The sequence below is a fragment of the Halomonas denitrificans genome, assembly GCA_019800895.1.
GTDB lineage: Bacteria > Pseudomonadota > Gammaproteobacteria > Xanthomonadales > Wenzhouxiangellaceae.
This window is the reverse complement of record JAHVKF010000001.1, coordinates 507,028-517,998: the sequence shown is the minus strand read 5'-3', so window position 1 is coordinate 517,998 and position 10,971 is coordinate 507,028. Positions and strand designations below refer to the sequence as shown.

General features: G+C 67.0%; 9 protein-coding genes. 4 read left to right on the top strand and 5 right to left on the bottom strand.

Annotation, left to right across the window (positions count from 1 at the left end; all coding sequences use genetic code 11):
* Positions 1-81: 81 nt before the first annotated feature.
* Positions 82-1,290: an acyl-CoA dehydrogenase family protein gene (locus KUV67_02245; GenBank protein MBY6203689.1), complete on the top strand. Its 1,209-nt coding sequence runs from the start codon at positions 82-84 to the stop codon at positions 1,288-1,290.
* 379 nt (positions 1,291-1,669) lie between these two features.
* Positions 1,670-2,752 (top strand): phosphotransferase family protein, encoded by a 1,083-nt coding sequence (locus KUV67_02240; GenBank protein MBY6203688.1) that lies wholly within the window; start codon positions 1,670-1,672, stop codon positions 2,750-2,752.
* A gap of 385 nt (positions 2,753-3,137) precedes the next feature.
* Here the strand turns inward: KUV67_02240 and rimK are convergent, their stop codons facing one another.
* The 4 genes from rimK to KUV67_02220 form a co-directional block, all read right to left on the bottom strand.
* Positions 3,138-4,043, bottom strand: coding sequence for a 30S ribosomal protein S6--L-glutamate ligase (gene rimK / locus KUV67_02235; GenBank protein ID MBY6203687.1), 906 nt, complete (start codon positions 4,041-4,043; stop codon positions 3,138-3,140).
* A 22-nt stretch (positions 4,044-4,065) separates the two neighbouring features.
* Entirely contained in the window at positions 4,066-4,521 is a 456-nt protein-coding gene (locus KUV67_02230) for a RimK/LysX family protein (protein MBY6203686.1), read from the bottom strand.
* Positions 4,518-4,793: a polyhydroxyalkanoic acid system family protein gene (locus KUV67_02225; protein MBY6203685.1), complete on the bottom strand. Its 276-nt coding sequence runs from the start codon at positions 4,791-4,793 to the stop codon at positions 4,518-4,520. The genes KUV67_02230 and KUV67_02225 overlap by 4 nt, the downstream gene beginning before the upstream one ends.
* Positions 4,794-4,981: 188 nt before the next feature.
* The gene (locus KUV67_02220) at positions 4,982-6,229 is read right to left on the bottom strand and encodes a threonine/serine exporter family protein (GenBank protein ID MBY6203684.1); all 1,248 of its coding nucleotides are present in this window, start codon (positions 6,227-6,229) and stop codon (positions 4,982-4,984) included.
* A gap of 139 nt (positions 6,230-6,368) precedes the next feature.
* Here KUV67_02220 and ppc point away from each other — a divergent pair, with 139 nt between their 5' ends.
* Positions 6,369-9,074 carry a phosphoenolpyruvate carboxylase gene (ppc, locus tag KUV67_02215; GenBank protein ID MBY6203683.1) on the top strand — a complete coding sequence of 902 codons (2,706 nt, stop codon included), beginning with the start codon at positions 6,369-6,371 and terminating at the stop codon, positions 9,072-9,074.
* Between the two features lie 91 nt (positions 9,075-9,165).
* Here the strand turns inward: ppc and crp are convergent, their stop codons facing one another.
* The gene (gene crp, locus KUV67_02210; protein MBY6203682.1) at positions 9,166-9,837 is read right to left on the bottom strand and encodes a cAMP-activated global transcriptional regulator CRP; all 672 of its coding nucleotides are present in this window, start codon (positions 9,835-9,837) and stop codon (positions 9,166-9,168) included.
* Between the two features lie 265 nt (positions 9,838-10,102).
* Here crp and speD point away from each other — a divergent pair, with 265 nt between their 5' ends.
* The gene (speD, locus tag KUV67_02205; protein MBY6203681.1) at positions 10,103-10,894 is read left to right on the top strand and encodes an adenosylmethionine decarboxylase; all 792 of its coding nucleotides are present in this window, start codon (positions 10,103-10,105) and stop codon (positions 10,892-10,894) included.
* Positions 10,895-10,971 lie beyond the last annotated feature (77 nt).

Sequence of the window (10,971 nt, the reverse complement as noted above, 5' to 3'; positions counted from 1 at the left end):
CTCGATCCTCCGGGCAGGAACGAATCGTCGATTTCGTCCCTCCATTCTATCGCGCCGGCGTGCGCGCACCGGGAGACAGGCATGGATTTCACGCCCTCGGATCGATCGAACGATCTGGCGCATCGCATCGAGGCCTTCGTCGAGCAGCGCGTTCTGCCGCTCGAGGCCGAACTGTTCGGTCGCGTCCGATCGGACGACGAGCGCTGGCAGGAACCACGAGCGGTTCGCGAACTGAAGGCGGAAGCGCGCGGCGAGGGCCTTTGGAACCTGTTCCTGCCCGACCGCGAGCTGGGCGCCGGCCTGTCGAACCTCGACTACGCGCCGCTCGCCGAGCGCATGGGACGATCGTTGCTGGCGCCCGAGGTCTTCAACTGCAACGCGCCCGATACCGGCAACATGGAAGTGCTGTACCACTACGGGTCCGACGACCAGAAGGCACAGTGGCTGGAGCCGCTGCTCGCCGGCGAGATCCGGTCCGCGTTCTGCATGACCGAGCCCGACGTGGCCTCTTCGGACGCGACCAACATGGAGGCCACGGCACGCCTCGAGGGCGACCAGGTCGTACTCGACGGACGCAAGTGGTGGTCGACCGGCATCGGTCATCCGCACTGCCGCGTCGTGATCTTCATGGGGCTGACGGACCCGGACGCCGATCGCCACCGCCGCCATTCCATGGTGCTGTGCCCGACCGACGCGCCGGGCGTGAAGATCGAGCGGATGCTCCACGCGATGGGCTTCGACGATGCGCCCTACGGTCACGGCGAAGTCAGCTTCACGGACGTGCGCCTGCCGGCCTCGAACATCATCGCCGGCCCCGGTCGCGGCTTCGAGATCGCCCAGGGCCGCCTCGGTCCGGGCCGCATCCACCACTGCATGCGCCTGATCGGTCTCGCCGAGCGTGCGCTGAAGCTGGCCTGCAGACGGGCCCTCGGCCGCACCGCCTTCGGCCGGCCGCTGGCGAAGCTCGGCGGCAACGCCGAGCGCATCGCCGACGCGAGGATCGCGATCGAACAGGCTCGCCTGCTGGTCCTGAAGGCCGCCTGGGCACTGGACACGCACGGAATCCGGGGCGCGATGAGCGAGGTGTCGCAGATCAAGGTCGCCGTGCCGAAGATGGCCCAGGACGTGATCGATCTCTCGATCCAGCTGCACGGCGGCGGGGGCATGTGCAACGACTACCCGCTGGCCGCCGCCTTCGCCGGCGCCCGCGCCCTGCGCCTCGCCGACGGCCCCGACGAAGTCCACCGCATGCAGGTCGCCCGCGCCGAGTTCAAGAAATACCTCGGGTGACGGCTTCGATCGGGTGGTAGTGGCGGATTCCTTTAGAGGATTGACGCAAAGGCGCGAAGGGGCAAAGGACGCAAGGAAGGACTTGGAGCAAGAAACAAAGGGCAAAGCGTTTTCTCGCAGAGACGCGGAGCCGCAGAGAAAAAGCAAAAATGCCGTGTTGTTCGAAACAGCGGATGCCAGGGCACTCGGGCAGGATCGCATTGGTTCAATCATTTTTCCGGGTTTCTCTGCGTCTCCGCGTCTCTGCGAGAAAGTGCTTTTTCGATTTTTGCCTTCTTGAACGACCTCTCTTCGCGCCCTTTGCCCCTTCGCGCCTTTGCGTTCATCCTCTGAAGGCCGATCCCACGATGTCAGCAAGTCCAAACATGAGACGAGACCGATGAGTTCGAAGGAAGCAAGCGTGATCGACCAGCCGCGCGCGGTGCGGGAGGAGGACCGGTTCGACGAGGCTGCGCTGGATCGATGGTTGAAGGAACGGATCGACGGGTTGGAAGGTGCTCCGCAAGTCGAGCAGTTTCCGAAGGGGGCGTCGAATCTTACGTACCGCCTGCGCTACGCGAACCGCGACCTGATCCTGCGGCGGCCGCCGGCGGGGACGAAGGCGAAATCGGCGCACGACGTGGTGCGCGAGTACCGGATCCAGAAGGCGCTGAAGCCGGTCTTCCCCAAGGTGCCGGAGATGCTGGCGGCCTGCGAGGACCACGACGTGATCGGCTCGGACTTCTACGTCATGGAGCGGCTCGAAGGCATCATCCCGCGCGCCGACCTGCCGAAGGGCCTCACGCTCAGCGAAGACGACACCCGGCGGCTTTGCCGGAACGCGATCGACACGCTGATCGAGATGCACTCGGTCGACATCGAGGCCGCCGGCCTGGACAGGCTGGCCAAGGGCACGGGCTACAACCGACGCCAGATCGACGGCTGGTCGGGCCGTTTTCGCAAGGCGCGCACCTGGAACGTTCTGAAGGGCGAGAGGGTCATGCAATGGCTGGATCGCCACTGCCCGGACGAGGTCGCGATCCGGCTGATCCACGGCGATTACCGCTTCGACAACCTGGTGCTGGATCCGCAGGACCCGCTGAAGATCATCGGCGTGCTCGACTGGGAGATGGCCACGCTCGGCGATCCGCTGATGGACCTGGGCAACGCGCTGGCCTACTGGGTCCAGGCCGACGACGACCGAGTCTTCCGCGCGTTCCGCCGCCAGCCGACGCACCTGCCGGGCATGATGACCCGGCGCGAAGTGGTCGACGACTACTGCGAGAAGATGGGCCTGTCGCCGGAGCGCTGGGCCTTCTACGAGGTCTATGGCCTGTTCCGCCTGGCCGTCATCGTCCAGCAGATCTACTACCGCTACCACCACAAACAGACCCGCAACCCCGCGTTCAGGAACTTCTGGCTCGTCGCCAACTATCTTCTCTGGCGCTGCGGCCGCGTCATTCGCCGGTCGGGGCTGACTTAGGGCGTTGGCTTCGTTCTGGTGTTGTGCCTTGGTCCTTTAGAGGATGGACGCAAAGGCGCGAAGGGGCAAAGAACGCGAAGAGAAGCCGTTCAAGCAAAGTGAAAAGCGAGAACCGGGAAGGCGTTTTCTCGCAGAGACGCGGAGACGCAGAGAAACCAAAAGAAAAGTTATTGCACCAAGGCGATTCGGCCGGAGTGGGTTGGCATCCGATGCTCTGATCAGATCAGCCTTCTGTTTTTCCTCTGCGGCTCTGCGTCTCTGCGAGAAAACGCAGTTGTCTTTGCTTTGAGGTTTTCTCGAAGTCGACCCTTGCGTTCTTTGCCCCTTCGCGCCTTTGCGTCCATCCTCTAAAGGAAGTTGGCGAAGAGCCCGACCGAAGCCCCGATCAGCCCTTGCCGCGGGTGCGGGTCTTGTCTTTCTTGGCGTTCTTCTCGAGGAACTGGATGATCAGGCCGGCGACGTCCTTGCCGGTGGCGGACTCGATGCCTTCGAGGCCCGGCGAGGAGTTGACTTCCATGACCAGCGGGCCGTGGTTGGAGCGCAGCAGGTCGACGCCGGCGACGTTCAGGCCCATGATGCGCGCAGCCCGGACCGCCGTGGACCGCTCCTCCGGCGTGATCTTGATCAGGCTGGCGGTGCCGCCGCGGTGGAGGTTGGAGCGGAACTCGCCGGGCTTGGCCTGGCGCTTGATCGCGGCGACGACCTTGTCGCCGACGACGAAGCAGCGGATGTCGGCGCCGCCGGCCTCCTTGATGTATTCCTGGACCATGATCGAGACGTTCAGGCCCATGAAGGCTTCGAGCACGCTCTCGGCCGCCTTCTTGGTTTCGCACAACACCACGCCGATGCCCTGCGTGCCTTCGAGCAGCTTGACCACCAGCGGCGCGCCGCCGACCATCTCGATCAGGTCGCCGATGTCGTCGGCGGCGTTGGCGAAGCCGGTCACCGGCAGACCGATGCCGCGCCGGGACAGCAGCTGCAGCGAACGAAGCTTGTCGCGCGAGCGGGTCACCGCGACCGACTCGTTCAGCGGAAAGGTGCCCATCATCTCGAACTGGCGCAGGACCGCGGTGCCGTAGAAGGTGATCGACGCGCCGATGCGCGGGATGACCGCGTCGAACTGGTCGAGCGTGTCGCCGCGGTAATGGATCGACGGCCGGTGCGAGGCGATGCTCATGTAGCAGCGAAGCGTGTCGACCACCCGCACTTCGTGGCCGCGTTCCTCGGCCGCCTCGACCAGGCGCTTGGTCGAGTAGATGCTGCGGCTGCGGGAGAGAATCGCGATACGCATGGAGGTCATGGTCGGTTCGGGCTCAGTCGAGGCGGGGTTTGCCCTGCAGGAACGTCCGGGCCGGATACACCAGCGCGTGGTGTTCCATGGCCGCCCGCCCGAGCAGCATTCGATACCGCATTCTCTCACGGTCGGCCAGGGTGATGTCCACGTCCCAGCGGGCGTGACCGATCACGATGGGCGTCCGGATCGTGTAGCGGCGCTGGCGCTCGCCGGAACTGGAACGCACCCGGCGGGTGCCGACCAGCCGCGCGTCGCAGGCGTGCCAGCCGCCGGGGTCCGGGTGGCCGGTGAACACGCGGAAGCGGACCCGGTTCTCGCCGTCGACTTCGAACGCCTCGACGTCGATCGCGTGCAGCGCGCAGCTCTTCGCCCCCGTGTCGACCCGCGCCCGAAGGCGCCGGATGCCCAGCTCGGGCAAGGCGACCCACTCGCAGGCGCCGATGATCATGGTCGGCGAGTCGTCGTGTCCGATCACGTGAAGTGCTCGTCGAGGTAGCGGTGGACTTCCTTCTCGATTGTCGGCTTCAGGAACGACACGAAGAAATCGAGCCGGGCGTTGACGTGGACGCAGTGTTCGTCGACCCGGATCGAGCCGTTGCAGCCGGAGCGCTCGAACAGCAGCACGTCGTCGTCCCAGCCGTAGTTGACCGAGAACTTCTCGGCCAGGTCGCGGGCCAGGTCGTCGGCGATCTGCTGCGCCGTGGCCAGGTCGTGGCGATGCGTCTTGCGGATGTCGATCGTACTCATGGGTGAAGTGTACTCGGTAAGGGGCGAGGGGCCAGGGGTCAGGGACTAGTAGGGGCGGTGCGTCAGGGGCTGGGGGTCAGGGGCTCGTCGCCAGTGCGCTCGCCTCATCGCCGGTTTCCACTGGCCCCTGGTCCCTCACCCCTGGCCCCTGGTCCCTCACCCCTGGTCCCTCGCCCTTCGTCCCCGCTTTACAACGAAATCCTCGGCGGCAGCAGGACGCTGGCCAGGATCATGCCGGCGGTGAGCGCCACGGCGATCATGCCGGCCAGGAATGCCGTCTCCAGGCCCGACAGGATGTCGTGGCCGACGACCGCGGCCAGGCTGCGCATGCCGATGCTGCCGGGGACCAGCAGGATCAGTCCGGGCAGCAGCATCACCGATCCCGGGCGCCCGGTCACGCGGGCGAAGAGGTTGCCGGAAAGCGCGACGAACAGGCCGCCGAGGAACGCGCCGAGCACCGGCGAACCGGTGATTCCGCCGAGACTCGATCCGGCGAAGGCGATCAGGCAGGCCAGCAGGACCCAGATCCAGTCGCGCAGCCAGGCCTGGAACAGGGCGACGAAGCCGATCGCCGCGATGGCGAAGCCGATGAAGATCACGCCCGGCGGAAGCGGCGAAGGATCGACCAGCGTGATCGGACCGACCACCCACTGGCCGGCGGCACCGCCGGCCGCCAGCCCGAAACTCAGGAACGCGAAGATGGTGATCGTCGACAGCATCCGCGAGGAACCGGCCACCAGGTGGCCGGTGGCGAGCTCGCGGGTCGCGATCGTCAGGTCCATGCCCGGAATCAGCGCGATCATGCCGGCGATCACCGCCGGCATCAGCGCGGTCCGGCCGTCGAAGCCGCACCAGAGCGTGCCGATGAAGGTGACCAGCAGCGCCGCCACCGGCGCGACCAGGCGCGCCAGGTCCGGCCCCCGCTTGAGCAGCATCACGCACAGGCCGGTCAGGCCGCCGAGCACGCCGGCGGTCAGCATCTCGCGCAGGCCGCCGCCGATCAGCGTGCAGGCGCCGGCCGAAACGGCCATGAAGGCCAGCAGCAGGGGCGCCCCCCGATACGCCGGGGGGCGCTGGTCGATCTCGCGCACCCGACGGTCGGCCTCGATCGGGTCCAGCGCGCCGGACGCCAGCTGTTCCATCACGTCGGTCAGCTCGGACAACTTGCCGAGGTTCGAGTCTCCGGGCTCGACGCGGGCGAGATAGACCTGCTGCCGCGTGCCGTCGCCGAGGGACACGATCAGTGCGGTCGGCGTCGAGAAGAATTCCGCGCTCAGCCCCAACCGTTCGGCCATGACCTGCATCGCGGTTTCCAGCCGGTGCGCGGGCGAGCCGGCATGGGTCAGCGCCCGGCCGAGATTCAGGACCAGCGTGGCATACGGGCTGGCCTCGAAGGACTGGGTATCGTCCTCGGCCGGTGTGCGAATCGGGATCATGGCATCGGAGAGCGCAGCGGGACGCCTGCGCGGGGCGGATTCAGCCGCGATCATACGTCAGCAGAACGTCGCCGTCGCAGCGAAGGGCACGCCGGACGGCTACCATGAGCGCTGATTCCCCGTGAGCATCCCTCGGCCGATGAAACGCGAAGAAATCGATTTCCCTCCGGAGCACGAAGCGCTGCGCCAGGACGTTCGAACACTCGGCGGCATGGTCGGCGAGGTGCTTCGCGAGCAGGGCGGGGCTCCGCTGTTCGAGCGTGTGGAGGCCGCCCGAGAGGCCGCGATCGCGCGGCGAGCCGGGGAACCGGACGCCGGCCTGGAGCCGCTGTGTCGCTTCGATGACGGGGATGCCGCTGCTGAATTCGTGCGTGCATTCGCGGCGTGGTTCCGGGTCGTGAACCTGGCCGAGCAGGTCCACCGGATCCGCCGCCGGGACGATCGAGCCGTGACCGGCGAGATCCAGCCCGACAGCCTGGAGGCGGTGCTTGCGGCGCTGCGCGACGACGGTCTGGAGCCTCCGGAGCTTGTGGAGCTGCTCGGCCGGGTCCGGATCGAACCGGTGCTGACCGCGCACCCGACGGAGGCGACGCGACGCTCGATTCTCGAGAAGGAACAGCGCATGGCCGGCTACCTGGTCGAGCGCATGAACGAGCGGCTTTCCGCCCGGGCGGCGCGGCGACTGGTCGACCGGGTCCGGATGGAGCTGACGATCGCGTGGCAGACCGCCGAGCAGGCCGAGAAGCGGCCGACGGTCGCCGACGAAGCCGAACACGCGCACTACTATCTGGCCAACGTGCTGTACCGGATCGCGCCGGTCCTGCACGAGAACCTCGCCGAGGCGGTCCGGGCGGTCTGGGGGCAGGACGTAGCGCCGGCACAGCTGCCGACGCTCCTGCGCTTCGGATCCTGGGTGGGCGGCGACATGGACGGAAACCCCAACGTCGGTGCCGACACCGTGCTCGATACGCTGGCCGAGCAGCGCCGGCAGGTCATCGGCAACTACCTGCGCGAAGTCCGGCGCCTGAACCGACTGCTCAGCCAGACCGACGGACGGGTCGACATCTCCGAGGACCTGGCCGGGCGGCTCGACGCGGCGCGTTCGGAACTGATCACGACGGCCGAGGCCATCCCCGCCCGCCACCGGGAGATGCCGTACCGGGTGTTCCTCTACCTGGTCGAAGCACGCCTGCAGCGTACGCTCGATGACGCCGAGCACGGCTATCCGTCGCCGGATGCATTCGCCGAGGACCTCGCCGCGGTCGCCTCCAGCCTTGAGCAGCACCGCGGGCAGCGCGCCGGCCTGTTCCCGGTCCAGCGCCTGCAGCGACGGGTCGATATCTTCGGCTTCCACCTGGCGGCGCTGGACCTGCGCGTCGATTCCGGCGACCTGCACGCGGCCGTGGCCGAACAGTTGGGCGACGACGACTGGCCCGATCGCCCGGTTGATGAACGCCGCCGGATGCTCCTCGAGCGGCTCGAGGACTCGGACCGCGACGGCACGACGTCCACGCCGGTCTCCGAAGGCGAGCATCCCGTGTTCCGCCTGCTGGCGGCCGCCGCCGAGGCGCGCCGCGTGTACGGTCGTCGCTCGGTCGAAACGCTGATCGTCAGCATGAGCCGGAATGCCGACGACGTGCTGGCGGCCTGGTTCATGGCCCGGCGTGCCGGGCTGGAAGACGGGGCCATGGATTTCGTGCCGCTGTTCGAGACCGTCGATGATCTGCAGGCCGCCGACGGCGTGATGGACGGGCTGCTGGAGGAGCCGGCCTGGCGTTCGCTGCTCGAGCAGCGAGAGCACCGCCAGACCATCATGCTGGGCTATTCCGACAGCAACAAGGACGGCGGACTGGTTGCCTCGCGCTGGTCGTTGCAGGACGCGCAGCGGCGGCTGACCGAGCGGTTCGGGAACGCCGGCGTCGGCCTGACCCTGTTCCACGGGCGGGGTGGCAGCATCGGGCGCGGCGGCGGCAAGACCCACCGCGCCATCCTCGCCGCGCCCGATGGAAGCGTCGATGGTCGCCTGCGCCTGACCGAGCAGGGCGAGGTGATCCACCGCAAGTACGCGCTGCGTCCGATCGCCGTGCGGAACCTCGAGCAGATGACCGGCGCGGTGCTTCGCGCCAGCCGCCGGAAGCGACCCGATGGCGACGTGCCGGCGCCGTGGCGAGAAGCCATGACCGCACTGGCCGGGCACAGTCGTTCGGCCTATCGGGGGCTGGTCTACGAGTCCGACGGCTTCGCCGACTATTTCCGCGCCGCGACCCCGATCGACGTGATCGAACGGATGCGGATCGGCTCGCGGCCCGCGTCGCGCGCGGCCGATGCAGGCATCGACGGCCTGCGGGCCATTCCCTGGGTGTTCGCCTGGGGGCAGAGCCGCCACGCGCTGCCGGGCTGGTTCGGCCTCGGCGCTGGCCTCGAGGCCGTGGCCGATTCGGCCGGCGAGCGGGTTCTTCGCGAAATGCTTCGCGGCTGGTTGTTCTTCCGCACGATTCTCGACGACGCGGAAATGGCGATGGCCAAGTCCGACCTCGGCATCGCCGAACGCTATGCGGCCCTGGCCGGGGAGGCGGGGAAGCGCTTCTTCCCCGAGATCCGTGCCGAGTTCGACCGGACCCGGGACTGGGTCTGCCGCCTGAAGGAGCAGCGGGTCCTGCTCGACGGAGACGCCACCCTGCAGCGTTCGATCCTGCTTCGCAACCCGTATATCGATCCGATGAGCTTTGCCCAGGTCGACCTGCTGGCCCGCTGGCGCGACGGCGAACGGCAGGATTCACGCCTGGAGCAGGCGCTGGTGGCCTCGGTGCACGGGATCGCGCAGGGCTTGCAGAATACGGGGTAGGGGCTGATGGTCAGGGACTAGGGGCTGCTGGGCCGTCAGGACCCGGCTTTTACATGTCCCTGCTTCTTTTCCCCTTGGCCCCTCGCCGGTGTCAAGCCGGCGCGGAACCCTTGAAGGTGCCGATGATCACGACCGTCTTGCCGGACGCGCGCAGCATGCCCTCTTCCTCGAGCGATTTCATCACCCGGCCGGCCATCTCGCGCGAGCAACCGACGATTCGCGAGAGCTCCTGGCGGGTGATCTTGATCTGGGTGCCCTCGGGGTGGGACACGGCATCGGGTTCCCCGCACAGGTCGATCAGCGTGCGCGCGACCCGGCCCTGGGTGTCCAGGAACGCCAGGTGCTCGACCTTGCGCCGCGTCTGCAGCAGGCGCTGGGCCAGCTTGGCCCCGATCGCGGTCATGATCTCGAGCGCGCTGTCCTTCAGGTCACCTTCCAGGAGCTCGCGCAGGTGGGCGTAGGAAATCTCGGCGAGTTCGCACTTGGTCCGGGTGCGGACCATGACCTCACGCTTGCCGGGTCGCATGAACAGGCCCATCTCGCCGATGAAGTCGCCGGGGTTGAGGTAGCTGAGAATCAACTCGCGGCCGTCGTCGCCTTCGGTCGAGACCGTGACCGAGCCCTCGACCACGTACCAGAACGACTGGCCGTTGTCGCCCGGACGCATGACCGTGGCGCGGGCAGGAAAGTGCTGGCGCTTGCAGTGTTCGAGGAAGCGATCCATCGCCACGCGATCGACCGGGTAGAACTGTGGATCTCGCATCAATCTCGTCCTGAGAACGGGTAAATGTGCGGGCCGCTGCCGCAATACCTTCATTATGAAGCGCAACGCGGGCTTGTCAATGTCGGACGCCGCGCTGCGGAATCCGCTCCGGCCGGCGATCGGACGGCGCGAGGAACGGGTTCTCCGTCCCCCTCATGAATCGATGGACGCATCGGATCACGATCCGACAAGCATCCGGGCTCGCTCTGATGGATAATGGGGGATTCGCATCGCTCGAATCTCCGCATCACCGACCGGGACCGCCATGGCAAAGCGTCGAATCCAGCTGCACGGCTTCAACAACCTGACCAAAGCCCTCAGCTTCAACATCTACGATCTGTGTTACGCCACGACCGATGAACAGCGCGAGGATTATATCGCCTACATCGACGAGGCCTACAACGCCGAGCGGCTGACCCAGATCCTGACCGATGTCTCCCAGATCATCGGCGCGAACATCCTCAACATCGCACGGCAGGACTACGACCCGCAGGGCGCAAGCGTGACGATCCTGATCGCCGAGGGGCCCGTGGAACCGGGCTCGACGATCTCGAGCGCAGCGCCCGGACCGCTGCCGGAGACGGTGCTGGCCCACCTCGACAAGAGTCACATCACGGTCCACACGTACCCGGAGAGCCACCCGCACGACGGCATCTGCACGTTCCGGGCCGACATCGACGTGGCGACCTGCGGGGTGATCTCGCCGCTCAAGGCGCTGAACTACCTGATCCACAGCTTCGAGTCGGACATCGTCACGGTCGACTACCGGGTTCGCGGCTTCACCCGCGACGTGCGCGGCCGCAAGCACTTCATCGACCACAAGATCACGTCGATCCAGGACTACTTCAGCCGCGACACGAAGAACGCCTACGAGATGATCGACGTCAACGTGTACCAGGAAAACCTGTTCCACACGAAGATGTGCCTGAAGCAGTTCGAGCTCGACAACTACCTGTTCGGGCTCGATGCCGACGATCTGCCGGCGCCGCAGCGGCGCAAGGTCGAGCGCCGCCTGAAGAAGGAAATGCAGGAGCTGTTCTACGGTCGCAACCTGTAGGGGTCGCAACTTCAGGGGTCGCATCTTTCATGGTTCGCGACCTCCAGGGGCCGCGACCCGTAGGACCGGAGTGGGTG

Excerpts from the sequence above, each read along its gene's own strand:
- KUV67_02245 (MBY6203689.1), top strand. The coding sequence starts at position 82 with ATGGATTTCACGCCCTCGGATCGATCGAACGATCTGGCGCATCGCATC.
- KUV67_02240 (MBY6203688.1), top strand. The coding sequence starts at position 1,670 with ATGAGTTCGAAGGAAGCAAGCGTGATCGACCAGCCGCGCGCGGTGCGG.
- rimK (MBY6203687.1), bottom strand. The coding sequence starts at position 4,043 with ATGCGTATCGCGATTCTCTCCCGCAGCCGCAGCATCTACTCGACCAAG.
- KUV67_02225 (MBY6203685.1), bottom strand. The coding sequence starts at position 4,793 with ATGAGTACGATCGACATCCGCAAGACGCATCGCCACGACCTGGCCACG.
- KUV67_02220 (MBY6203684.1), bottom strand. The coding sequence starts at position 6,229 with ATGATCCCGATTCGCACACCGGCCGAGGACGATACCCAGTCCTTCGAG.
- ppc (MBY6203683.1), top strand. The coding sequence starts at position 6,369 with ATGAAACGCGAAGAAATCGATTTCCCTCCGGAGCACGAAGCGCTGCGC.
- crp (MBY6203682.1), bottom strand. The coding sequence starts at position 9,837 with ATGCGAGATCCACAGTTCTACCCGGTCGATCGCGTGGCGATGGATCGC.
- speD (MBY6203681.1), top strand. The coding sequence starts at position 10,103 with ATGGCAAAGCGTCGAATCCAGCTGCACGGCTTCAACAACCTGACCAAA.